The organism is Capnocytophaga canis (genome assembly GCF_000827555.1).
Lineage (GTDB): Bacteria > Bacteroidota > Bacteroidia > Flavobacteriales > Flavobacteriaceae > Capnocytophaga > Capnocytophaga canis.
In genome coordinates, this window is sequence record NZ_CDOI01000133.1 from 1 (window position 1) to 23,549 (window position 23,549).

The 23,549-nt window shown below is 34.1% G+C and carries 24 protein-coding genes; 11 read left to right on the top strand and 13 right to left on the bottom strand.

Going from position 1 to position 23,549, the window contains the following annotated elements:
* Positions 1-127: 127 nt before the first annotated feature.
* Complete coding sequence (locus CCAND38_RS03740) at positions 128-517, bottom strand: hypothetical protein (protein WP_042343940.1); 390 nt, start codon at positions 515-517, stop codon at positions 128-130.
* 161 nt (positions 518-678) lie between these two features.
* Between CCAND38_RS03740 and CCAND38_RS03745 the strand changes: the two genes are divergently transcribed.
* From CCAND38_RS03745 to CCAND38_RS03760, 4 genes are all read left to right on the top strand, one after another.
* Positions 679-879, top strand: a complete 201-nt coding sequence (locus CCAND38_RS03745) for a helix-turn-helix domain-containing protein (RefSeq protein ID WP_042005567.1) — start codon at positions 679-681, stop codon at positions 877-879.
* A gap of 309 nt (positions 880-1,188) precedes the next feature.
* Positions 1,189-3,777, top strand: coding sequence for an ATP-dependent chaperone ClpB (gene clpB, locus CCAND38_RS03750; protein WP_042343941.1), 2,589 nt, complete (start codon positions 1,189-1,191; stop codon positions 3,775-3,777).
* Positions 3,778-3,969: 192 nt separating this feature from the next.
* Positions 3,970-5,148, top strand: a complete 1,179-nt coding sequence (locus CCAND38_RS03755) for a hypothetical protein (RefSeq protein ID WP_042343942.1) — start codon at positions 3,970-3,972, stop codon at positions 5,146-5,148.
* A gap of 117 nt (positions 5,149-5,265) precedes the next feature.
* Complete coding sequence (locus CCAND38_RS03760) at positions 5,266-6,630, top strand: DUF5723 family protein (protein WP_042343943.1); 1,365 nt, start codon at positions 5,266-5,268, stop codon at positions 6,628-6,630.
* A 771-nt stretch (positions 6,631-7,401) separates the two neighbouring features.
* Here CCAND38_RS03760 and CCAND38_RS03765 read toward each other — a convergent pair.
* From CCAND38_RS03765 to CCAND38_RS03790, 6 genes are all read right to left on the bottom strand, one after another.
* A complete protein-coding gene (locus tag CCAND38_RS03765; RefSeq protein ID WP_042343944.1) occupies positions 7,402-7,815 on the bottom strand; it encodes a VOC family protein in 414 nt (137 codons plus the stop codon).
* 150 nt (positions 7,816-7,965) lie between these two features.
* Positions 7,966-8,919: a DUF4300 family protein gene (locus CCAND38_RS03770; RefSeq protein ID WP_042343945.1), complete on the bottom strand. Its 954-nt coding sequence runs from the start codon at positions 8,917-8,919 to the stop codon at positions 7,966-7,968.
* Between the two features lie 101 nt (positions 8,920-9,020).
* Complete coding sequence (gene cysK / locus CCAND38_RS03775; RefSeq protein WP_042343946.1) at positions 9,021-9,929, bottom strand: cysteine synthase A; 909 nt, start codon at positions 9,927-9,929, stop codon at positions 9,021-9,023.
* Positions 9,930-10,023: 94 nt separating this feature from the next.
* On the bottom strand, positions 10,024-10,845 hold the full coding sequence (gene epsC, locus CCAND38_RS03780; RefSeq protein WP_042343981.1) for a serine O-acetyltransferase EpsC: 822 nt from the start codon (positions 10,843-10,845) through the stop codon (positions 10,024-10,026).
* 126 nt (positions 10,846-10,971) lie between these two features.
* Positions 10,972-11,382, bottom strand: coding sequence for a DoxX family protein (locus CCAND38_RS03785; protein ID WP_042343947.1), 411 nt, complete (start codon positions 11,380-11,382; stop codon positions 10,972-10,974).
* Positions 11,383-11,395: 13 nt separating this feature from the next.
* Positions 11,396-12,112 carry a pirin family protein gene (locus CCAND38_RS03790; RefSeq protein WP_042343982.1) on the bottom strand — a complete coding sequence of 239 codons (717 nt, stop codon included), beginning with the start codon at positions 12,110-12,112 and terminating at the stop codon, positions 11,396-11,398.
* A gap of 381 nt (positions 12,113-12,493) precedes the next feature.
* Between CCAND38_RS03790 and CCAND38_RS03795 the strand changes: the two genes are divergently transcribed.
* The 7 genes from CCAND38_RS03795 to CCAND38_RS03825 all read left to right on the top strand — a co-directional run bounded on the left by CCAND38_RS03795 (position 12,494) and on the right by CCAND38_RS03825 (position 19,123).
* Positions 12,494-13,234 (top strand): DNA cytosine methyltransferase, encoded by a 741-nt coding sequence (locus tag CCAND38_RS03795; protein WP_082024945.1) that lies wholly within the window; start codon positions 12,494-12,496, stop codon positions 13,232-13,234.
* Between the two features lie 3 nt (positions 13,235-13,237).
* Positions 13,238-13,753: a hypothetical protein gene (locus CCAND38_RS03800; RefSeq protein ID WP_042343948.1), complete on the top strand. Its 516-nt coding sequence runs from the start codon at positions 13,238-13,240 to the stop codon at positions 13,751-13,753.
* 16 nt (positions 13,754-13,769) lie between these two features.
* Positions 13,770-16,064 carry a Piwi domain-containing protein gene (locus tag CCAND38_RS03805; protein ID WP_042343949.1) on the top strand — a complete coding sequence of 765 codons (2,295 nt, stop codon included), beginning with the start codon at positions 13,770-13,772 and terminating at the stop codon, positions 16,062-16,064.
* A complete protein-coding gene (locus CCAND38_RS03810; protein WP_042343950.1) occupies positions 16,052-16,954 on the top strand; it encodes a hypothetical protein in 903 nt (300 codons plus the stop codon). The genes CCAND38_RS03805 and CCAND38_RS03810 overlap by 13 nt, the downstream gene beginning before the upstream one ends.
* A 92-nt stretch (positions 16,955-17,046) precedes the next feature.
* Complete coding sequence (locus CCAND38_RS03815) at positions 17,047-17,433, top strand: hypothetical protein (protein ID WP_197066324.1); 387 nt, start codon at positions 17,047-17,049, stop codon at positions 17,431-17,433.
* A gap of 5 nt (positions 17,434-17,438) precedes the next feature.
* Positions 17,439-18,422: a PD-(D/E)XK motif protein gene (locus tag CCAND38_RS03820; protein WP_042343952.1), complete on the top strand. Its 984-nt coding sequence runs from the start codon at positions 17,439-17,441 to the stop codon at positions 18,420-18,422.
* The gene (locus tag CCAND38_RS03825; RefSeq protein WP_042343953.1) at positions 18,419-19,123 is read left to right on the top strand and encodes a hypothetical protein; all 705 of its coding nucleotides are present in this window, start codon (positions 18,419-18,421) and stop codon (positions 19,121-19,123) included. Before CCAND38_RS03820 ends, CCAND38_RS03825 begins: the two co-directional genes overlap by 4 nt.
* 46 nt (positions 19,124-19,169) lie before the next feature.
* Here the strand turns inward: CCAND38_RS03825 and CCAND38_RS03830 are convergent, their stop codons facing one another.
* The 6 genes from CCAND38_RS03830 to CCAND38_RS03860 form a co-directional block, all read right to left on the bottom strand.
* Positions 19,170-19,565, bottom strand: a complete 396-nt coding sequence (locus CCAND38_RS03830) for an OsmC family protein (RefSeq protein ID WP_042343954.1) — start codon at positions 19,563-19,565, stop codon at positions 19,170-19,172.
* 71 nt (positions 19,566-19,636) lie between these two features.
* On the bottom strand, positions 19,637-19,954 hold the full coding sequence (locus tag CCAND38_RS03835) for a GNAT family N-acetyltransferase (protein ID WP_042343955.1): 318 nt from the start codon (positions 19,952-19,954) through the stop codon (positions 19,637-19,639).
* Positions 19,954-20,487, bottom strand: a complete 534-nt coding sequence (locus CCAND38_RS03840) for an NADPH-dependent FMN reductase (RefSeq protein ID WP_042343956.1) — start codon at positions 20,485-20,487, stop codon at positions 19,954-19,956. Before CCAND38_RS03840 ends, CCAND38_RS03835 begins: the two co-directional genes overlap by 1 nt.
* Before the next feature lie 714 nt (positions 20,488-21,201).
* Positions 21,202-22,101 carry a pirin family protein gene (locus CCAND38_RS03850; RefSeq protein ID WP_034985589.1) on the bottom strand — a complete coding sequence of 300 codons (900 nt, stop codon included), beginning with the start codon at positions 22,099-22,101 and terminating at the stop codon, positions 21,202-21,204.
* 175 nt (positions 22,102-22,276) lie between these two features.
* Positions 22,277-22,849 carry a Crp/Fnr family transcriptional regulator gene (locus CCAND38_RS03855; protein WP_042343958.1) on the bottom strand — a complete coding sequence of 191 codons (573 nt, stop codon included), beginning with the start codon at positions 22,847-22,849 and terminating at the stop codon, positions 22,277-22,279.
* Positions 22,850-22,985: 136 nt separating this feature from the next.
* On the bottom strand, positions 22,986-23,513 hold the full coding sequence (locus CCAND38_RS03860; protein WP_042009522.1) for a YceI family protein: 528 nt from the start codon (positions 23,511-23,513) through the stop codon (positions 22,986-22,988).
* Between the last annotated feature and the right edge of the window lie 36 nt (positions 23,514-23,549).

Consider the following 23,549-nt stretch of genomic DNA (forward strand, 5'->3'; position numbering starts at 1 on the left):
TTTATTACTGCCCATTTCCCAAAGAAACGGCTGTCTCGCTGTTGGGCTTTAAAATGTTCAGGGGTCATATCTTTATCTTCCGAACAAGCGAATACACCCAATAATGCGAATAAAAAATAAAGTTTTTTCATCGTACCTCTCGTATTAAATAAGTGTTACAATCCGTAAAAAGACCACTGGGTGTTACCAAAGGGCTATACCAACTGGATACATTCACACCGTATGCTTTTTTGGAACACCACCAAACCAAGGTTGTGCAAGTAAAACGTCTTGGAGCAGCCCATTTGGCAGTTGCAAACTCATACCATTTTACGTACTCTTTTCCTAAATGATGTCTTGCTTCATCGGCTAAAGCATTTGTGTTTGTCATTCGAGTTACTTCTCGGTACAATCCACTTCTAAAACCACGCCATCTCCAAACCCAGCAGGTTTTTATTGAACAAGAAGTTTTTAGCAAAATAGCTGATAATGTCAAAGCTATTGCCTTTAATTGAATTTTGGTAGTAAATCGAATCATGTTGTTTTTATTAAAATTATCCGTAAGCAAAGGTATACGGTTTATTCCAATAAAACTATTCTAATTTAGAATAATTCCATTAAAATTTAAAATAATTATAAAAATAACTTTTTATTTCATTATTTTTTTCGTATCTTCGTACAAACCTAAAAAATGACACTATGAATTACTTAACTAAAATCAAAAAAATCCGATTGGAGAAAAAAATATCCCAAGAAGATATTGCTTTTCAATTAGGTATTTCCCAATCAGCCTATGCTAAAATTGAGACAGGAAAACAAAAACTTTCAGCTGAACAACTTATTAAAATTTCTAAAATTCTTTCCATTGACTTAAAAGAGCTTAGTGATTCGTCTTCTTAACCCATATTTACGCATTAGGTTAGGGCAACGTATGAAATATTATCTTTAGAGTTACTATCCTTCAAACCACATAGGAACATAGATTTTACGCTGTGTCTCTATGTGGTTTTAGATTTAATTTACAGGGCTCTATTTCTTTACAAGTTTTTAGAGTTGGAAACTATTCAAATATATGCATTAATGATTGATAATAAGTAAATTTTGTCATGCTTTGTGTTAGTTTAATATTTTAAAAACTGACAAAAAGTCATTTTTTATCCAATGGTATATAACTTGACAATAATTGAGTGAATCTAAAAAATGTAAACGATGAATTTTAACAACTATACCATTAAATCGCAGGAGGCTATTCAAAGAGCCCAGCAAATTGCTCAAGGTTATGGGCATCAAGATTTGCAAATTGAACACATTTTCAAAGGAATTGAAGAGGTAGATAATAATGTACTTCCGTTTCTCTTGAAAAAACTGAATGTAAACGTAAGTATGCTGAATCAAAACGTTCAAAAAGCATTGGATTCTTACGCTAAAGTCAGTGGAGGTAGTATGTCGCTATCGCGTGAAAGTGCCGAAATGTTGAACAAAGCGAGTAATATCGCCAAGGAAATGAACGACGAGTACGTTTCTGTGGAGCATTTGTTATTAGCTATTTTAAAAACAAAAAATAAAGTATCGCAATCGCTGAAAGACCAAGGAGTTACCGAAAAAGAATTGGAGAAAGCCATTAGCGAACTGCGTAAGGGTGAACGGGTTACGTCTGCTTCTGCCGAAGAAACCTATAATTCGCTGAATAAATATGCTAAAAACCTAAATCAATTAGCCGATAGTGGAAAACTCGATCCTGTGATTGGTCGAGATGAGGAAATACGCCGTGTGCTACAAATCCTTTCGCGAAGAACCAAAAATAACCCTATGTTAGTCGGTGAGCCTGGAGTTGGGAAAACGGCTATCGCCGAAGGTTTGGCTCATCGTATAGTACAAGGTGATGTTCCTGAAAACCTGAAAGATAAGATTATTTTTTCTTTAGATATGGGAGCCTTGATTGCAGGAGCGAAATACAAAGGAGAATTTGAAGAAAGGCTCAAATCGGTTGTGAAAGAAGTAACAACTTCCGATGGCAATATCATCTTGTTTATTGACGAAATCCATACTTTAGTAGGTGCTGGAGGAGGCGAGGGAGCTATGGATGCTGCCAATATTTTGAAACCTGCCTTGGCACGAGGCGAACTCAGAGCCATCGGAGCTACGACTTTGGATGAATACCAAAAATATTTTGAGAAAGATAAAGCCTTAGAGCGTCGTTTCCAGAAAGTTATGGTGGAAGAACCTGATACGGAAAGTGCTATTTCTATCCTCCGAGGGATTAAAGAAAAGTATGAAACCCACCATAAAGTACGTATCAAAGACGAGGCTATAATCGCAGCGGTAGAACTCTCAGAACGATATATCACCAACCGTTTTCTGCCAGATAAAGCGATTGACCTAATGGACGAGGCAGCTTCAAAATTGCGTATGGAAATCAACTCCAAACCCGAAGAATTAGACGTGCTTGACCGAAAAATTATGCAGTTAGAAATTGAAATTGAAGCGATTAAACGTGAAAATGATACAGAAAAACTCAAAACACTTAATGCTGATTTGGCAAATTTCAAAGAGGAACGCAACCATATTTTTGCACAATGGCAAAGTGAAAAAACCTTAGTTGATGAAGTGCAAAAAGTGAAAACCAATATTGAAAATTACAAATTGGAAGCCGAAAAAGCCGAACGTGAGGGCAATTACGGAAAAGTAGCCGAACTTCGCTATGGCAAGATAAAAGAAGAACAGGACAAACTTGAAACTCTGCAAAAAGAGCTGGACAACCAAAAGGATAAAGCCCTTGTTAAAGAAGAAGTTACTCGCGAAAACATTTCAGAAGTCATCGCCAAATGGACGGGCATTCCTGTAACCAAAATGATGCAAGGAGAACGTGAAAAATTACTCCATTTGGAAGAAGAACTTCACAAACGTGTGGTTGGTCAGGAAGAGGCTATCGAAGTGGTTTCTGATGCTATTCGCCGAAGTCGTGCAGGTTTACAAGATGTTAAAAAACCGATTGGATCATTCCTTTTCTTAGGGACAACAGGAATCGGAAAAACCGAACTTGCAAAAGCTCTTGCTGAATATTTGTTCGATGATGAAAATGCTATGACCCGAATTGATATGAGCGAATACCAAGAGCGTCACTCTGTTAGCCGATTGATAGGAGCTCCTCCAGGATATGTGGGATATGACGAAGGAGGTCAACTCACTGAAGCTGTACGACGAAGACCTTATTCGGTAGTGCTGTTGGACGAAATTGAAAAAGCACATCCTGATACCTTCAACATTCTATTGCAAGTACTGGATGAGGGACGATTGACCGACAACAAAGGACGTACTGCCGATTTCAAAAATACCATCATCATCATGACTTCCAATATTGGTAGTCATCTGATTCAGGAAAGTTTCGAAAATCATAGCAAGGATATTGAAAAGGCTACTGAATTGGCTAAAAATGCTGTTTTACAGTTGCTTAAACAAAGCGTACGTCCCGAGTTTATTAATCGTATTGATGATATCGTAATGTTCACACCTCTTTCAAAGGCAAATATTAAAGAAATCGTGCAATTGCAATTCCGAAATATCATCAGGCTCGTTGCACGTGAAAATATCGTGCTAGATGCTACCCCTGAAGCAATTGATTACTTAGCTGAAAAGGGTTATGACCCTGAGTTTGGAGCAAGACCCGTAAAACGCGTATTACAAAAAGAACTGCTCAACAAACTTTCAAAAGAAATTTTACAGGGAAATATTACCACCAACAGCGTGATACTTGTAGATTCTTTCAATAGTCAATTGGTTTTTAGGAATATAAAATAAACCAGTGAGGTTATCCGAAAAGTCAGTATTTGTAAAATTTTGTCATTCCAACAAAAGGGAAAATCTTTAAAAGAAGCACAACTTATAAGGATTTATCCCATCTCAGAATGATATTACTCTGACTTTTCGGATGCCTCTATTTTCATTTATTCGATAAAAGTTATACCTTTGCTACATCGAAAAAATAATTAAATGAAAATCAGTATTCGGCAAGATTTGTATTGGTCTTTTTCCTATTTTTTAATTATTATAGGATTCGGGACTTTCATGCGATTAACACATGCACTGCCTGATTTATTTAGTTATAATTATCGATATGTTCTACATACACACTCGCATATCGCCATTTTGGGGTGGATTTACACAACCCTTACAGCCTTACTTAGCTACTCATTTATTCCCCTTGAAAAAGCTAAGCAACATCGTCGTATTTTTTATCTGACACAAATCTCTCTATTGGGGATGCTTTTCAGTTTCCCTTTCCAAGGATACGGAGCTATTTCGATTTCATTTAGTGTCTTGTTCCTTCTATTTTCATATTACTACAGTTATTTTTTCCTTAAAAATTCAAATACACAAGAGCATAAGCAGTTGATTTCATACCGGTTTGTACGAATGGGTATTTTCTATTTAATTCTTTCAAGCGTAGGTATTTGGATGATTCCTGTAGCCATTGCAATCACTGGAAAAGATTCAAACCTGTATCAAGCATCCATTTTCTTTTTCTTAGATTTTCAATATAATGGCTGGGTTTTGACAACCCTGATGGGACTTTTTCTTAAAAAAAATCATACTGATAGAATTACATCTCCTTGGATTAATAAAATTTTCTATGGCTTTCAAATTGGTGTTTTTGGGGCAATAGCTGTTTCATACATAAGTATTTTTGATAGTATATTCTTACATCTTATTGCTACAATTACCTCTCTAATTTGGATGCTTTCGATAGGAGCTGTCATCTATTTCTACATACAGAAATATCCCTTTAAAAATGTTTTAAGCAACGGGTTTCTCTTTTTGTTTATTACTAAGGTTTGTATGATGTTTTTCGCTTCTATTCCTTATTTCAAAGAGATTATTTTTTACAATAATGACTTTATAATGAGTTATTTGCACTTTAATTTCTTAGGAGTTATCAATTTTGGGTTGTTATATCTTTTGAAAGAAAATAATCTTTTGAATTTGAGTAGAATATCAATACTTGTGTACATTGCAGGATTTCTCGCTACTGAATTTTTAATTGCTTACAAAGGTATTTGTCTTTGGTTAGGTTGGGCTTTTTTTGAAAATTACTTTCTTTTACTGAGTTTGGCAAGTGGTCTTTTCTTAATTTGTGTAAGCGAATGGTTATTCAGAATAAACCGAAATTAGCTTCTAAATATTGTTATAACTAACTCTTTGTGAAAATATTAACTTTTTTTTAAGTATAACTTTTTTTTCATGTAAATAAAAGGTCTTAATTTTGCCTAAATTAAACACACCAAGCACATGAAAAAAATATTTTTTTTACTACTGATGCTGAGTACTTTTAGTATAAGAGCTCAGCAGTCTTTTTCGGGGTTCAGAGTCAGCCCGTACGGAGGTATTTATTCAATTATCAATAACCCAGCTGAGGCTGTTGGTGGAATGCACAAAAAAGGAGTTAATCTTTTATCATTTGATGGAATTTTTTCCAATAATAAGGTGCCTTTATCACTCAGTGGTTTGTCTGATAGTTTTGAAAAATTTACAAAAACAGGAGAAGGTTCCGTGTTTTCTCACAATGACCTTGATGCGGATTTCAATCTAGACATACTTGGTCCTTCCGCTTTCTTTAATATAGGGAATAAAAATGCGATTGCTATTACCTCACGAGTTCGTGCCATTGCCGATGCAAGAGGAGTAGATGCTAAAATCTTGGAATCTTATTTTTCTGACACAAATTTAATGGATTTAGCAGCTTATCCTTCTATTAAAATTGATAATCAGCATATTTTGGTAAATGCTTTCTCCGAAGTGGGAGTTTCATGGGGAAGTATTGTTTTTAGTAATGAAAAACATACAATCAAAGTTGGAGTTACCTTGAAAGCTATCCAAGGAATTATTAGTTCGCGTGCAGGTTTTGATGATTTTTCTGGAGCTATTAAGTTGGAGCAAAAAAAGGATGATGTTATTCTAAACATCTCTGGTACAGGTGATTTTAGTATCAATAACGGAGGAATTAATATTTGGGGAGAAGATTCAGACTCTAAGTTTAGACTGCAATCAAGTGCTTCAACTTTTGTTTTTGATGCTGGATTTGCATACGAATACCGAAAAGAACCTTGTCCAGATTGTGAAAAGACTCCTTACGACTTTAAGTTTGGATTAGCTTTCACCGATGCAGGAAGATTGAATTATACAACCACTGAAAATTCAAAAAAATACTCAATTAATTCGTCAGTAACATCCGTAGCATTGAACTTAGACAATTTGCAACGTGATCTGGATAGAAGCAATTTGGTTAGCCAAACTTCGTTAAAAGGGAAAACTTTTACTTCATCTCTTCCCGTGGCTTTGCGAATTTATGCGGATGCTCGTATTTTGCGAAAATTTTTCGTTGATTTTTCAGGGCAATTTGCTTCATCTGACAAGAAAGATAAAATCTACAACGCTGCCTACGCTAATAGCTTTGTACTAACACCTCGATACGAATCAAGATGGATAGGATTTTATTTACCCATTGCTAATATACAACAAGTAGGAACAACAATAGGTACAGGACTTCGTGTAGGGCCATTAGTAGTTGGTTCAAGTAGCATTATAAGTAATTTATTTTCAAACAATACCAAGGGAATCAATGTTTTTGCAGGTATAACTTACCAGTGGCATTAATTTTTTTGAGTTCAGTACTTAATTGATATATTTTTTAATGGTTCAACACTGATTTTTCAGTATTTTGGCCACTTTTCATCGGCATTGAAGATTTGGCGTTAGGAAAATCAACAAATAAAACAAAGTAAGCGAAAACTTGGAGCTTAGTATGTGGAAAATTTTCCATTGTTCGAAGCGACCGCAGAAAGCAAGTTTGGAAAAATTTGTCGGAAGCTGATTGCTTATTTTTTAATGCCCGTGCGGATCGCACTTTTGGTTCTTCTTCATCTAAGGAAAAGAACAGTGTGTGAAAATAAATAATGAACTCAAAAAAATAATTTTTAAGAATGAAAAATATAGGCTGTCCGATTTTTTATGGACAGCCTTCTTTTATAGACAATGTGGTAAAAATGGAGCTTAAAAACCTTGTAAATTATTGTTTTTTATAGATTTATAAGAGTTATAGTGAAGCCTTTTTTATTATAACTTTTTATCTCCAAGAAGAAATTAACCTTGCATAGAGGGCTTCGTTTTGGGGCTAAAAGAACTTTATAAAGTGGTACTTATATTTTAAAAATCTATAAGTATAAGTTTTTTTAGCCATAAGGGTTCATCCGATAGTTTTAATAAAAAGAAGCTGTTGGAAAAGTCTCCAACAGCTTCCTTACTATTTCCTATTATCTAAACCCTACCGCCTATTTGGACAGATACATCTTCCTTCTTCTGCACAATTCACAGAATTGGTCATGTTTGAGGTCGTCTATGAAAATAGGTTTATGTGTGGTAAAAGTTTCACCCTTCAAAAATAATCATCCAAGAGATTCCGAATTTATCTTTAAAATCTCCGAAATAGCCAAAAAATTGCTCTTCCATAGGTATTTCTATTTCGCCCCCTTCGGAAAGTGCGTGGAAAAGGCGGTCGGCTTCGGCTTTGCTATCTACGGCTATGCTCACATAGTTGTGATTGCCCGTAGTAAGTTTCTGCTCAAGCGATTCGAAAATGTCCGAACCCATTAGTTTATCGTTTTCGCCTATCGGAAGCTCAATGTACATCAAGCGGTTTTTCTCATTTTCAGCCACTTCCATCGGAGTTTCATCAGAACGAACCACCATTGTAAAATCGCCTCCGAAAGCCTTTTTGTAAAAATTGAACGCCTCTTCGCAATTCCCGTTAAAATTCAAATACGGATTGATTCTTGTTGCCATTTTTATCGTTTTTAAATTATTCTGAGCAAAGATAGTCAGAACAAATCAAAAAAATATTGCTATAAGACATTTTTTAAGGATTACAAACTGCGAATAATCATTTTAAGATTTGAAAAAATATTATAAAAGCAAAACAAATATCTTTGGATATTACGAACTCTGTTCTATTTTTTTATTCGGATTGGGTCTATAGCCTTCTATCAGTTGATTATTTTCAAAGATAAAGGGTGCGGCTGTAGGTTGGTTCCATTCCACATCGTAACGGTTCATGAGGTAATCATTAAGTTCCGTTCGGTTGTTGAATTTCAATGTTTGATAAGGCTCTTGGAAAGATAATTTTTCAATGAAAATAAGTTTTCCATTTTCAGAAGGTACCAATACCCCGATATGCCCGATAAACAAATGATTGTCTTCCTTACTAAAAAACGAATGAAAAAATACCGAAATTAAAGAAGCCTTGGTCTTATCGTTGTTATGAATAAATGAAATCCCTTTCTTTTGCCAATCTTTTTGCACCATGTCTATATGTTTTGAAATATCCTTGCCCTCTACGGTAGGAATTTGCGAAAAGAAAGCCATAAAAAGGTCTCTCTCTTTACTAGAAAACACTTTTTGAGGGTTGTTTTCTAGAGCATCTTCATCTACAAATAGATTTTTAGCATTTTCTAAAATCGGGTTTTCAATGTGAACAAAATCTCTTAACATATCAAACGAAGTAATACGACAGTTATAGCCTACAAAGACAGGATTTTTTTCTTCCCATTTTTCTTGTATTTTTACTTTATCATATTCAGGAGTTAAATTTTGTGAGGTAGCAAATCCCTCTTTTACCATTCCTACTTCGCCAACGGTCTGGTTAAAAGTACTTACATTGTCCAAAAAAGTTTGGATATTTCCCTCCTTGATTCCTGCAGCAGAGAGTGCCTTTTTTACTTCTTCTTGGCTGGCTTTATCTACCAAATTAGAATATTCTATACTGGAAATAAAAGGCTGTGAGATATTTTCTGATGCCGTTTGTGAGGTTTCGGTCTTGGGCGTGGTAGTTTTATTACAACTGCATAGTGCCGCTAAAGATAATGCAGTAATCAATATGTTTTTTTTCATCATGTTCTATTTTATTTGAAGCAAAGGTACGAAATGAATAGCGTTCTTAATAAACGCATACAAAAGAAATGATTGGAAAAAATTCCAATCATTTCATAAATTTAAAAAAGTCCTTCCACCGACCAATATCTTTCGCCGGTATCATAGTTTATGGTGAGAATGGTGGCGTTTTCAGTCAACTCATCTATTTTTTGTGCAATGGCTGCGAGAGATGCTCCTGTGGAAATTCCGGCTAAAATACCTTCTTCTTGAGCTAATTTTTGTGTAAAAGCAAAGGCATTTTCTTTACTCACCTGAAGGGTTCCGTCTAAAATTTCAGTATTGAGAACTTTGGGTACAAAACCCGCACCAATGCCTTGTATAGGGTGTGCTCCTGGATTTCCGCCACTTAGAACTGGGGAAAGCTCTGGCTCTACAGCAAAAGATTTTAACTGAGAAAATTTCTGTTTTATAATCTCCGAAATTCCTGTAATATGTCCACCTGTGCCTACGCCCGTGATGAGGTAATCAATTCCCTCTGGAAAATCATTAAGAATTTCTTGAGCAGTTGTATTACGATGAATTTCAGGGTTTGAGATGTTTTCAAACTGCTGTGGAATCCAAGTGTTTTCGTTTTGCTGTGCCAATTCCTGAGCTTTTTCAATGGCTCCTTTCATACCTAATTCTCTTGGTGTTAATACGATATTGGCACCATAGGCAGACATTAATTTTCGGCGTTCTATACTCATACTTTCAGGCATTACCAATGTTAAATGATAACCTTTTACGGCTGAAACCATGGCTAATCCTACTCCTGTATTTCCCGAAGTGGGTTCTATGATTTGAGTATTTTTATTGATTTTTCCTTCCTTTTCAGCGGTTTCTATCATTGCTAAAGCAATTCTATCTTTGATGCTTCCCCCTGGATTGCTTCGTTCTAATTTTATCCAAACATTATGTTTAGGAAAAATTTTACTCAATCTGACTACCGGCGTTTTCCCAATAGTTTCTAATACATTATTGAATTTCATATTCTGTATGATTTTAAATATTAAGAATGTTTTTTGTTATATTTTTTCCTTTTTACAGGAAAATTTATCGGTGTATCCATATCATTTAATAGGTTTATATGGAAAAATTAATCGGTTCGGGTGAATTTTCTTGGCTTCTGATGATGGTTTTGTCTTTATAATATACTAAACTATAAGGGAATATACTTTCTGTAATCCAAACATTTCCTCCGATGGTAGCCCCCTTACCAATGATGGTTTTTCCGCCTAAAATAGTAGCTCCTGCATAGATGGTTACTTCATCTTCTATAGTAGGATGTCTTTTGGTATTGGCAATGCTTTTAGATACAGCCAACGCCCCTAATGTTACATTCTGATAGATTTTTACACGATTTCCTATTTGAGTGGTCTCTCCTATTACAATTCCTGTGCCGTGATCAATAAAGAAATATTCTCCAATATTTGCCCCTGGATGAATATCTATTCCCGTTTTGCTATGGGCAAGCTCTGTCCAAATTCTTGGGATGAGTGGGACTTTCTGAAGGTACAGCTGATGTGCAAATCTATAAATTGCAATGGCATAAAATCCTGGGTATGAAACTTTAATCTCTTCTATATGCGTAGCAGCAGGATCACTTTCTAAGAAAAATTGAGCGTCTTTTTCTAATGTTTCATAAATGCTAGGAATCTCATTAAAAAAAGTTTCGCATACCTGTACGGTATTTTCTTGTTTTATATCGTTTATTATGTCTTTAAACTGATTTTTAAAACTGACAAATCGGCTTTCAATCTCCGTTTGAGAATCACATCTTTGAGGCTCTAAGAAAAATATAAACCGAAAAAAAGAATCTATAAATTGTTCTATTTTCTGTTTGTTTAAGTCATATTTTCTATCACAATAGCCTGTTTTTAAGTACTCTAAAAAATTGTTTTTCATAATATCAGATGTGAAATAAAAATGTTTTTTTTTAACGAAAGGAGTATTTTCCAAGATTTTTTCAAACTAGGCTTCAACTTAAAAAACGCCCCAATTAAGGAGCGTTTTGTTATTATTTTATTTGTTTTAATCCCACTGATTATTCGTAGATACAGCGTATTTCCCACCGCCTGTAAAGGCTAATGCCAAAGCTCCGAAGAGGAACAGCCCTACAAGTTCTGCCACCCAACCGCCGTGCTGTGTGAGGGCAAAAAGGTTGTCGTACCCTAAGAACAGAATCATCAAACCTGTGGCTGCCAATACCAATGCCGAGATACGCGTACGGAAACCAATTACGATGAGGAGCGGTGCAATAATTTCTCCTACAAAAACACCATAGCTGATAAACGCTGGTAATCCTTTGGCTTCCAAGAGCGACTGAATGTATCCCAACGCTCCTGAATTCAGTAATTTATGGATTCCGTGTGGAATCATTAGCAATCCTACGGAAAGACGAAGAATTAAAAGTCCTAAATCTTTGTTTTGAAATATGCTCATCGTAATTTAATTTTTATGGTAATTGCATTGGTACTTCCATCAATAGAATTTGTGAATCTTCAAGAGCCTCTAAATCAAATTCTGAAGTATCGTAAATTCCGTAACCATCTCTTTGGTCTAATACTTGGTCGCCTATTTTTGCTTTTCCTTTGATAACAAATACATACACTCCATTTCCTTGTTTGTTTAGTTTGTATGTTTTTGAGTTTCCTGCGGTAAAGTTTGCCATATTGAACCACGCATCTTGGTGAATCCATACGCCTGCATCATCAGGGTTAGGGGATAGGATTTGTTGGAAATCGTTGATTTTCTTATCTTTTTCGATGTCAATTTGGTCATAGCGAGGGGTAACTCCCATTTTACGAGGTAAAATCCAAATTTGCAAGAATTTCACGGTTTCACCTTGGTTACCATTCATTTCGCTGTGCATAATTCCTGTTCCGGCACTCATCACTTGGATTTCTCCTTTGCGGATAATCCCTTCGTTGCCCATACTATCACCGTGTTTCAGGTCGCCCTCCAAAGGAATACTGATGATTTCCATATCGCGGTGGGGGTGTGTTCCGAAGCCCATTCCACCTTTTACGGTATCATCATTCAATACACGAAGAACACCGAAGTTCATTCTCTGTGGGTTGTAATATTCTGCAAAGCTAAAAGTGTGGTAACTATTTAACCATCCGTGGTTTGCGTGTCCTCTGCTGTCTGCTTTATGATAAACTGCTTTCATTTGATTGTTATTTTTATTGTTTGAATTTGTTTTTTGTCCGAAACTGCAACTGCTCAAAAGAGCTACACTTAAAAAGAATAAAATTTTTCGCATCGATTTAATTTTTTAATACTTTGTTATTGATGATGCAAAGATACTACGGACATCCACTGCCAAACATTGATATAAATCAAGAAAGGATACTCTTTGAAATAACTTATCTTCTTTGTATTCTAATTTATTGAAATATAAATAATTACTTATTCGTTTTAAAAGAACAGAATTTATATGGACAAGGCAAATGTAGAGGTTTTATTGATTATATGCAAGAGTTTGTTTTATTAAAAACAATTATTGTAACTTTGTATGTTCATAAAACTCTTTAGAGAAAAATCATCATAAATGAAATTTATTGATTTATTTGCAGGGTTAGGAGGTTTTCATTTGGCATTGTCTAAACTGGGGCATCAATGCGTTTTTGCCAGTGAGCTTGACCCTGATTTAAGAAAGCTATATACTGAAAATCACGGCAATGAAATTCAAGGAGATATCAATGAAGTAAATATAAACAACATTCCAAAACACGATATTTTATGTGCAGGTTTTCCTTGTCAGCCTTTTTCACAAGCAGGTTCACAGCAAGGGTTTAATGACGAACAAGGAAGAGGAAATTTGTTTTATAGAATTATGGACATATTGGAGGCTCACAAACCTGAATTTCTGATTCTCGAAAATGTACCGAATCTAAAATCGCACGATGGGGGAAATACTTATAAAGTAATTCAAGAGTCCTTAGAAAAACATTACGAAATTGCTGATGCAATTATTTCACCACATCATTTTGGTATTCCACAACATCGTTCTAGGATTTATATTGTAGGTCGATTAAAGAAAAAAGGAGGATTAAAAGACTTTAAATTTCCTGACCATTCCGAGCGTCCAGAGTGTAGTATTAAAGATATAATAGTAGAAGACGATACTGATTATATGACTTTAAAATCTGTTACACGCAATCATTTAGAAGTATGGCAAGAGTTTTTGGATTTGATAAAAGAAAACAATGCTAAATTACCTACTTTCCCGATTTGGGCTATGGAATTTGGGGCTGAAATAGAAAAAAATAATATAAAAAATGCAGCGTAAATTATGGAATACCAATTAGTTTATCAGTTGTTTCCTCGTTCTTTTGGAATTACAGATGAAATTGCAGCAGTTATTTCTTGTTTTGAGAAAAATTACGAACAAATAAAATCTTCTGAAAATAATTTGAGTAGCGATGGTGTTTTGCGTATTGTTGGTGAAGATTTGGAGAAACTAAATTTTAGAGTTGAAAAAAGTAAAGCCAGTATAGATAAAATAAAAGTTCCTGTTCTGTTTAGTATAAATAACCGCATTGATAAGTTCTTTGATGCAGATGCGGTAAGTGCAGATGGTAAAATTGTAATAGAAGTAGAAGCAGGAAGAGCGTATCGAAACAATCAATTTTTGAAGGATATTTTTCAGGCTTGTATGATGCCAAATGTAGAATATTTGGTAATTGCAGTAAGAAATCATTATCACAATAGTGATGATTTTAAATCAATTTTTCAGTTTTTAGAAACACTTTACATCAGTGGAAGATTACAACTCCCACTAAAAGGAATAGTTTTAATTGGGTATTAAGAAATAAAATATAAAAATGCAACTGAATTATTTTCCTATCAATATTGAGTTTGAAAAATTTCAAATTCTGACAGAACCATATAATGAAGAACGTCTTAGAGAACTAAGAAATCTATATAATACCACACATTCATTTTTCAGAAGTGGCGACAGCATTTATATATCAAATAAAGATGCTGACGAAAGTGTTACAATCGGAAATATTACCGAACTAAGCACTTATGGCAATGCTAATATAACAGCTTCGCTCATTAAGCATTTATTCTTTCGCACATTTAAAGATCGTTTTCCGAAACATACTCCTCTTGATTTTTATCCGTTTCGTTTTTTTTCAGGGCAACAAAAAGACGATATTATTCACGAAGCTCTGCCTAATGAACTAAAAAACAAAATTGCTTACAAGAAACTAATTGAATTACAATTACGCTTAACTGAAATAAACGGCAAAAAACAATTCGGTTTTTTAATAAACATCAAACGCAATTGGGTTTTTACAAAATCGTGTGCTGATTTGCATACCGAAAATTACAATTTAATTGGCGTTGAAGTTTTGTATGCAGAAACATTGTCTGCACTTCATAACATACTTGCTCCTAACGAAGAATTTGTTGGAATTATAAAAGAAATTGTTGGAACAAAAGCAATAGTAAACACCAATGAAGGCGAAAAAAAATATGAGTTGAAAGAATTGTTTATTCGTAAAACAAAATTCAACATCGGCAACTATTTAACTTTTGCTACTTCGCAACAAAAAAGTGATGAAATATTAAGCATCATTGAACATAAGCGTGAAGATATTTATAATCCTAAAAAACTTTACAATGAGATTATTAAAATTGCAAATGCATTATTTTCCTATAAAGGTATACCCGTCCTCTTTCAAAATAAAGATGGTTTTTGTTTTACCATAGATACAACACCATTAACAGTAACAAATACTATTGAACTTAAAATCCCAAATTTTATTTTTGACCCTGCTGCAACAAAAATAACAAATACCTATCCTGACAAAGGACTAAATGATTTTGGTCCTTATGACAGTAATTTTTTTGATATAAAATCACCAAATATTCTTTGTATTTGTAAAAAAACAATTAGAGGTCAATTCACGCAGTTTCTTTCCAACTTAAAGAATGGTTTACCGCAGTCAAGGTATTTTAAAAAAGGGTTACTAAAAAAATATGATTTACAAAACATTAATTTTGTTATAAAAGAAACTCAAAGTAACACTTTGAGCGAATACTTAAATGTAATTCGCGAGTATGACGAAAACAAACCTCATCTAGCTATTATTGAAATTCCCGAAAGTTTCAAATTACAAGCTGACCAAAACAATAATCCGTATTATCAAATAAAAGCAAAATTATTGTCTCTTGAAATACCTGTACAATTTGTTACAACACGAATTGTAAACGAACACAATGAATATATTTTAAATTCTATGGCATTGCAAATTTACGCTAAATTGGGTGGTACACCTTGGGTTTTACCAACTCAACGTTCGGTTGATAGAGAGTTGGTAATTGGAATAGGACATAGTTGGCTTAGAAAAAATCAATATGTTGGTGCAGAAAATAATCGCGTTGTTGGCATTACCACTTTCCTTTCGAGTGATGGACAATATTTACTTGGAGACAAAGTAAAAGATGTAGCATTTGAAAACTACTTTGAAGAATTACTAAAAAGTTTGAAGAAATCCATTCAACGTCTTTCTACCGAGCAAGGTTGGAGTGATGGAGATACAGTGCGTTTGATATTTCATATTTTCAAACCAATTAAAAATGTGGAGTTTGATGTTATCAGTCAGTTGATTAAAGAAACTTCTCAATACAAAATAAAATTTGCTTTTGTTACCATTGACAATACACACCCAACAATGTTGTTTGATCCAAATCAACAAGGAGTAATATCCTATGGGAACAATACACCAAAAGGCGAATACATTCCAGTTAGAGCGAGTAATATTTTTCTTGATGCGGAAACTTGTATTATACAAATGTTAGGAGCAAACGAATTAAAAACATCAAAACACGGAATGAGTAAGCCTGTTCAAATAAAAATTCGTACACCACAAGGAAATTACCAAAATACCGAACTGAACGATATGTTGTTTTATGATTTAAGTTATATCACTCAACAAATTTTTTCATTCACTTATTTGTCGTGGCGAAGTTTCTTACCTGCGGAAGAACCTGCAACAATGAAATATTCAAACCTCATTTCAAAATTACTTGGAAAAATGCGAAATGTTCAAGGGTGGGACGCTGATAAATTAAATTATGGTTTAAAACGTAAAAAATGGTTTCTATAATTGATAGAGTTTCATATATGGCAAGAATAAATGAAAGCCTGAAATTAAAAGCATTTCATTATTTTTTGTTGGGCAAAGAAATAGCTTCTTTATCTTTTAAAAACGTTAGTGAAACTGACGAAATATTTTTAAATATTCTTACGACAATTCAAACAAATAAAAAAACAACATTTGAAGAAATTTATGCTAAAAAAAGTAAAAGAAACCCAACAAAAGAAATGCCTGCACCATTTGTAAACGATGATTATTTAATCTTTTGTTTGATTATTGGTATTAATAAATTTGATATAGATAAAACTTGGATTAAAAACATTATTTCTATTAGAAACAGAAACATCATAACAATTACTTTTGAAAATATATTAAATGAAAACTATGCAAGTACAAGTAACCAAGCAGAAGTTATTTTAGTGTATTTGCATATATACAATCAGTCAAAAATCAATAATGATTTGCTTAATACTGCATATAAAAGTATTACAGAAAATACAGCCCTACTTGAAAACAAAAATGATTTTCAAATTTTGTGTGCATTGACAGCATACGATTTAATCATTTATCATAAAGAAGCGAGTCAAGGGAACGAAGTAAGTGCATTAAAAAGTTTCAATAGTAATTTCATTGATCGTATTAAAATTTTGTCTTGGATTTTGCAAACAGTAATCTTTTTTGGGGTAATTTATGGTTTATTTAAACTTCGGATTTATACATCCGAAACAGTTACTTTTATTGAGGAATACAATTATGTATTCACGCTTTTAGGCGGTTTGGGCTTTACACTTTTAGGTAATCAAATACCTCTTTTTAAAAACAAGTCACAAGAATTATTAATGAAATTATTTGGTTATCCGAAAGCATTGTTTGAAATAAAAGAAAAACAATCTCGTTAAAAAACCAATCGTTTACAAACGAAAAAGACTATGGGACACCTGACAGAAATCATCTTTATGTAAAGTTACCTATACAAACAGTAATAGAGTTTTTGTCGAATTTCAAGTTTTCAAATATGCCTGATGCCGCAAGAAAACAAGCAACTATTCGCTATTTGAAATATCTCGCCAACAAAGAAAAATCGCCTTTGCAATACGCATACATTATTCAAATGGCATACGCAGGTGATGCTCGTGAGCGTGCTTTTGATGAAAATACAGAACGATTAAAAGAATTGCATTCAGGGCGTTCAGGGACTGCTACCTCAAATCCTTACCCTGGGGATTCTCATATAAAGTTTGAAGATTCAATTTGTATTCAAATTCACAAAGTAAAACTCAAATCCGAATCTATGAAATGGAACGGAAAAGAGGCTTATACTTTGGCTATTTATTACCCAAAAGATTTCGCTGTGGATTATGTAGCAAATGAAAATTAATGTAAATGAAAGATTCTATTTTTGAAATATTCAGAAAATTACAACAACAACCGAGTAAAACAGGTCTTTATTCGGTTGCTTCCTTGCCTTTCAGTAAAAAACACAAAATAGGCATTTCAATAGAGGGTTATCCACTATTTTTTATTTCTTGCAATGATGTGAATCCGATGATTGATGTCAATCTTGAAAAAATATCGGTTCAATTTTATCGTTCGTGTAAGTTATATGAATATGATTTTCAGTCAGAAAATGTATATTCAATCATTTCTTTAAAAACAATTAATATTGATTTTCAAAAATATTTTATTGACATTGTAGCCTTAGTCATTGCAAAACTTTCGGACGAGCCAACACACAAGCAATTAAAGTCCGAAATACAAAAGTTGGTGGAATTGTTTAGTAAATTCAGCCAACCACCACGCAAAACACTTCAAGGTCTTTGGGCAGAACTGCTTGTAATAGAACAATCCAAAAATCCCGAATATCTCATTCAGTCGTGGCATATTTCACCTCAAAGCAAATTTGATTTCAACGACGGAAAAGATAAAATAGAAGTGAAAAGCACCTCAAAGTCAAACAGAATACATAGGTTTTTATCAGAGCAACTCAACCCAAATGTTCATTCCAATTTGTGGATTGCTTCCGTTTTTGTAATAGAAACAGGACAGGGAAAAACGATTTTTGATTTGATAAACAATATTTGTAAAAGACTAAAAAGTTCTGACTTACAAATAAGATTAAAGGAAGTTGTAGCCTATACATTAAGCAATAATTTAGAAAACGCATTTGATACCTATTTTGACTATCAGCAAGGTATTGATACTTTGGCATTTTACGATTTTAAAGATGTCCCTTCGATTGACTCCAAAACCATTCCGAAAGGAGTAAATAATGTAAGATTTGATGTCGATTTGTCTTACTGTAATACATTAAAAGAGAAGCAAATATACTTTTCAGATAGTTCACTTTTTAAGAGTTTAAAAATATGAAGATAGAGAAAATTTACCCTGAAACACTAAAACAATTGATGTTGGAAGTATTAAAAAAATCATCTGATTTTCAGTTTATTAGTGGAACACAGCCTTTTTTAATGAAATTTAAAGAGGTTGAGTATTATGTATATGTAAAAAATCTATCTTCGGCATATTTTAAAGACCGCCCAGACACCACACGAGCTCAATTGCCTATTCGTGATGAATTTGATGAAATCAAAAAATCGCCAAATCCTTTTGTGTTTTTTGGTTATGACCAAAAAAATGATGTATTGGTTTGTTGGAATTTTCACATTGCTAAATCAAGATTGAACGAAAAGAAAAGTGTATCGTTCTATTCCCGTCAATTTTTTCAAGACGAAGTGGTTTTCGGAGAATTTTTACGCAAAAAACTAAAAAATAATGACGAGCCTATATTATTTAAACGTTGGGATTTAGTTTCGTTTTTTGAACAAATAGATTCGTTCTTTCCTCTTGAAAACGAATCGCCAAAACCAAAAAACACAATCGTTAAAAGTAACAAATTAGAAAAAATTACTGACCAAAAAATCATCAATCAGTTATTGCCACTCATCAAGGAAAACCGAACTCTGACAGCAATGCAATTAGTTGCAGAGTTTTACAAAAATAAATATCCAGAAATGCAACTTAGGGATTGGAGAAACTTAATTCTAAAACTATCAAAAAGTATTAGTTAATTAGTAAAAAAGTCGGTTTTTAACCGACTTTTAAACCTTACGAAACTTATACGATTTCGGTTTGTATTTCTATCTGATTGGTAAGTAGCTTGTGTATTGGGCAAGATTCCGCTACTTTGTGCAGTCTTTCGATTTGTTTTTCGTCCAGATTGCCGTTGAAATGTATTTTTCGGGTAAATACCGCTTGGCGTTCGGTGGCGTTGTTTTCTACATCTACATCTATTTCAATGCTTTCCACTTCCCATTCCTTGCGGTCTATGTACATTTTCAAAGTGGCAGCGGTGCAACTTGCCAATGAACTTGCTAACACTTCCAGCGGGTTAAAACCCTTGTTTTGTCCGCCCAAACTTACGGGCTCGTCGGTAATTATCTTATTTTCACCTGCTACAATTTCCGTATAGAAATTTGTTTTTCCTAATGTTGCTTTTACACTTGCTTTCATTTTTTTTAAACTTTGAGCTATATGCCATAAGCAATAAGCTAATTATACTAACTATTTTTATTGCTTTTTGCCTACAATTTATCGTAAGCGGGGAATTTTGGACTTACGATGCGTTTCCATTCGGGATGTTTTTGGATGAATGCAAACACATATGGGCAATAAGGCATCAGTTGTTTTCCGCTTTCTTCAATGTAGTGTAGCGTTTTTTCTACCAATGCTGCCGCAGTTCCCGTTCCTGCCAATTCCGCTGCGGCTTCGGTGTGTGTCAGGGCAATGAAATGGTCTCTTTCCTCAAATTCAATAAAGGCAAGACGACCATTATTTTCCAGTTCAAAACGATTTTTTTCATCGTTTTTTACCAATGGTAATTGCTCTAATTCAGGTTTCACTATTGTGCGATTTGTTGTTTAAAGTTTTCTATCGTATTGATATGCTCTCCTTTTAATTCAGGATTGGTAATTCCTTCGTTGGTATCAAAATTTTCACCAAACTTTGGCAAAGAAAACACTCCTTTGATATTTCCACCATAGTGAGGAAGCGTTTTTTGAGCCACATCTAAAACATTTTTTCCGCCGTATCCACCTGGTGAAGTTGCCATAATCAGCATTGGTTTGTTTTGGAAAACGCTCTTGTTAATACGCGAAGCCCAATCGAAAACATTTTTGAAAGCCGTGGCAAAATTTGAATTATGCTCTGCAAACGAGCAAACGATGGCATCGGCTTCTTCTATACACTGCAAAAATTTATGTGCCTGTTCCGGAGTCCCTTTTTTCTCCTCATCGGAAGAGTAAATCGGCATAGAATAGTCGTTTAAATCCAACAAGTTGATGTCGCTTTCCCCGAAATGCTTTAGGGTGTGTTCTACTAATTTTTTGTTGATGGAAGTAGAAGATGTACTTCCTGCAAATGCTACTATTTTCATTGTTTTAATATTAAATTTTTCAGGATGTAAAGGTACTTCTTTTCGTTAGATTTTTCATTGATATGGGTCAAGAAAGTTCTTTAGCAATATGATATACAAATTTCAAAAGCTTGTTAACGAATATAAAAATGGGTGTAAGTTTTAAGAAAAATGGATGTGAATTATCAAATTATGTTCAATACCCGAATATTTTTACCTCATTCGGCTCAATTACTTTTTCCATTTTATCAATCCTTTGTTGGTCGATTATTGGAGTACTATTTACTATATCTTTGATATCATTATTAACCCAGTTGAAATTCCATATTTCGATATTATTATCAATCAGTTTCTGACACAGTGTTTCTTGATATTTTTTTTCTTTTTCCTGATGTATTGTTAGTCTTTGAAGCCAAATTTGTAAATGTCCAACATTTGGAAGTTTATCAAATTTTTTTCAATTGAATTGAGTATTTGTTTTACAAAATTGGATTTAATGAATGTATAAATCCTGATGCATAATCCAATGATTTCTCTCCATATTATAATATATTTTTTATTAATAAATTGAAATAGACAAACTTTCATAACTTCTAAAACCATTAGCTACTAAATAATAGATTTGTGTATAGGTTTTGCAAAAATAAATATACTCTCTTACCAAAAACACTTCAATATTATAAAATGCACCAAAAATTAAAAAACCATCCCTTTCAGGACGGTTTTTAGTTAAAATTACTTACTTTTCAGCGGATAAGTAGGCAGTGGCACGAAATCGTCTTCATCGTCAATGACTTTTGGGAAGGCTTCGTGGTTTTGTTCTTTCCAGTTTTGTTTAGCTTTTTCTATTTTCTCTTTGTCGGAGCTCACGAAATTCCAAAACATAAATCGTTCTTCAGGAAAAGGCTCTCCACCGAAAATATACACCACCGAATTTTCACTCATCTCAAACTCGCATAACTTACTGTTTTTAGCCACCAACAATTGTTTAGAGCCATAGTCGTTCCCCTCAATGTTCACCGTGCCTTCCAGTACATACATTGCCGCTTCTCCGTAGAGGTCTTCGCCGATGTGGAGTTTGGTTTTCTCCTTGGCTTTCAGTTCAATGAAAAACAATGGGCTATGCACAGGCACGGGCGATTTTTTCCCAAAAGCCTCTCCAGCAACTAGTTTTACCTGTACGCCATTTTCCTCCCAATGCGGAAGCTCCTCCGCTTCGATGTGATGAAAACTTGGATCGCAATCTTCCAAATGTTTCGGTAGAGCCACCCAAATTTGGAGTCCGTGTAGTTTTTTCTCCGTATTTCTTAGGTAATCAGGTGTTCTTTCGGAATGCACCACACCTTTTCCTGCCGTCATCCAATTGACCGCTCCAGGCTGAATTTCCATTTGCGAACCGATGCTATCTCTGTGAAAAATAGACCCTTCGAACAGATAAGTGAGCGTAGAAAGCCCAATATGCGGATGCGGTGCCACATCCAAATTCTGATAATCTTTCAGGTCGGCAGGTCCCATATGGTCGATGAACACGAAAGGTCCTACTGCTCTTTTTTCGCGAAAAGGAAGTAATCTTCCTACCAAAAAATTGCCGATATCTGCTGCTTTTTCTTCTAATATAATTCCGATGTTTGACATATTTTTTTGATTTTAATCGTTCTATGATGCAAAACTAGCGTATTTTTCATTCCCAACCATTGACATAAGGCAATAACGGAAATTACATTTTTAAACCACATATAGGCATAATTTTTTCTATGTTTCTATGTGGTTTTACAAAAATAAAAACTTCGCTTTTATGGATTTTTCTTCTTTATTTCTTAGTTTGTTTGGCTCTTATACGACTTAGAGTTTCGGGAGTTACCCCCAAAAAGGAAGCGATAGAGTACTGCGGAACGCATTGTACCAATTTGGCGTATTTTTCTAAAAATCGTTCGTAGCGTTCTTGTGCGGAGAGTGCCAATACAGAATAAATTCGCTCCTGATAATTTTGCAGATGTCGTTCTAAAAGTATGCGATAAGCTCGTTCCAATTGCGGAATATCTTTGAGGAGCTGTTGTTTTTTGTTATAAGAAATGGTGTACACTTCGCTATCTTCCAAAGCCTCTACAAACATTTTACTCGGGGTACGACGATTGAAACTTTCAAAATCACCAATCCACCAATGCTCTATAGCAAAAGAAAGAATAATTTCATTGCCTTGAAAGTCGATATAATAATTTTTAAGACAGCCCTGTTTTACAAAAAATTCAGATTCACAAATCACTCCCAAACGCAAGGCAAAATCTCCTTTGGAGAAGGATTTCAGTTCAAAGCTCTTATCTATCAAGTTTTTTTCCTCTGTGGAGAGTTGCACCAACTTTGAAAAATATTCACTAACCATCATTGTCTATCAATTTTGGAGGTAAAGATAATACAAATTTGGTTAGAAATTTTCTGTTGAAACAAAAAATTAGAAAAGCTATCCGAAAAAAATCGGACAGCTTTCCTGAAAATCAGTTAGTGATTGAGTTTTGTTTATTTTAGTTTTGTTTTGCAAATTGCAATTCTCCTTCGATTCTTACTTCATCGCTTACCAAAACACCCCCTGTTTCCAAAGCGGCATTCCAGTTCAGTCCAAAATCCTTTCTGTTGATTCGTCCTCTTACAGAAAATCCTAATTTTTCATTTCCCCAAGGATCCTTGCTAATTCCTCCAAAATCTACTTCTAAATCTATCTCTTTGGTAATACCTTTTATAGTAAGGTTTCCTACCAAAGTGTACTCATCGTCCGATTTTTTGGTAAGAGAAGTTCCTTCGAATTTCATTTCTGGGAAGTTTTCTACATCGAAGAAATCGGCACTACGCAAGTGGTTGTCTCTGTCTTCGTTGTTGGTAAAAATAGAAGTAGTTTTTACCTGTGCATTTACTTTTGAAGTTGCAAAATCTTCGCCAAGAATTTCTACTGAAAAATCTTTGAAACTTCCTTTTACGTTAGAAATCATAAGGTGTTTTACCCTGAAATTCAATTCACTGTGAGCGGTATCTAATGACCATTTTACTGTTGACATATCTTGTTTATTTTTAAATTCGCTGCAAAGGTATGC

Excerpts from the sequence above, each read along its gene's own strand:
- CCAND38_RS03740 (WP_042343940.1), bottom strand. The coding sequence starts at position 517 with ATGATTCGATTTACTACCAAAATTCAATTAAAGGCAATAGCTTTGACA.
- CCAND38_RS03745 (WP_042005567.1), top strand. The coding sequence starts at position 679 with ATGAATTACTTAACTAAAATCAAAAAAATCCGATTGGAGAAAAAAATA.
- clpB (WP_042343941.1), top strand. The coding sequence starts at position 1,189 with ATGAATTTTAACAACTATACCATTAAATCGCAGGAGGCTATTCAAAGA.
- CCAND38_RS03755 (WP_042343942.1), top strand. The coding sequence starts at position 3,970 with ATGAAAATCAGTATTCGGCAAGATTTGTATTGGTCTTTTTCCTATTTT.
- CCAND38_RS03760 (WP_042343943.1), top strand. The coding sequence starts at position 5,266 with ATGAAAAAAATATTTTTTTTACTACTGATGCTGAGTACTTTTAGTATA.
- CCAND38_RS03765 (WP_042343944.1), bottom strand. The coding sequence starts at position 7,815 with ATGGCAACAAGAATCAATCCGTATTTGAATTTTAACGGGAATTGCGAA.
- CCAND38_RS03770 (WP_042343945.1), bottom strand. The coding sequence starts at position 8,919 with ATGAAAAAAAACATATTGATTACTGCATTATCTTTAGCGGCACTATGC.
- cysK (WP_042343946.1), bottom strand. The coding sequence starts at position 9,929 with ATGAAATTCAATAATGTATTAGAAACTATTGGGAAAACGCCGGTAGTC.
- epsC (WP_042343981.1), bottom strand. The coding sequence starts at position 10,845 with ATGAAAAACAATTTTTTAGAGTACTTAAAAACAGGCTATTGTGATAGA.
- CCAND38_RS03785 (WP_042343947.1), bottom strand. The coding sequence starts at position 11,382 with ATGAGCATATTTCAAAACAAAGATTTAGGACTTTTAATTCTTCGTCTT.
- CCAND38_RS03790 (WP_042343982.1), bottom strand. The coding sequence starts at position 12,112 with ATGAAAGCAGTTTATCATAAAGCAGACAGCAGAGGACACGCAAACCAC.
- CCAND38_RS03795 (WP_082024945.1), top strand. The coding sequence starts at position 12,494 with ATGAAATTTATTGATTTATTTGCAGGGTTAGGAGGTTTTCATTTGGCA.
- CCAND38_RS03800 (WP_042343948.1), top strand. The coding sequence starts at position 13,238 with ATGGAATACCAATTAGTTTATCAGTTGTTTCCTCGTTCTTTTGGAATT.
- CCAND38_RS03805 (WP_042343949.1), top strand. The coding sequence starts at position 13,770 with ATGCAACTGAATTATTTTCCTATCAATATTGAGTTTGAAAAATTTCAA.
- CCAND38_RS03810 (WP_042343950.1), top strand. The coding sequence starts at position 16,052 with ATGGTTTCTATAATTGATAGAGTTTCATATATGGCAAGAATAAATGAA.
- CCAND38_RS03820 (WP_042343952.1), top strand. The coding sequence starts at position 17,439 with ATGAAAGATTCTATTTTTGAAATATTCAGAAAATTACAACAACAACCG.
- CCAND38_RS03825 (WP_042343953.1), top strand. The coding sequence starts at position 18,419 with ATGAAGATAGAGAAAATTTACCCTGAAACACTAAAACAATTGATGTTG.
- CCAND38_RS03830 (WP_042343954.1), bottom strand. The coding sequence starts at position 19,565 with ATGAAAGCAAGTGTAAAAGCAACATTAGGAAAAACAAATTTCTATACG.
- CCAND38_RS03840 (WP_042343956.1), bottom strand. The coding sequence starts at position 20,487 with ATGAAAATAGTAGCATTTGCAGGAAGTACATCTTCTACTTCCATCAAC.
- CCAND38_RS03850 (WP_034985589.1), bottom strand. The coding sequence starts at position 22,101 with ATGTCAAACATCGGAATTATATTAGAAGAAAAAGCAGCAGATATCGGC.
- CCAND38_RS03855 (WP_042343958.1), bottom strand. The coding sequence starts at position 22,849 with ATGATGGTTAGTGAATATTTTTCAAAGTTGGTGCAACTCTCCACAGAG.
- CCAND38_RS03860 (WP_042009522.1), bottom strand. The coding sequence starts at position 23,513 with ATGTCAACAGTAAAATGGTCATTAGATACCGCTCACAGTGAATTGAAT.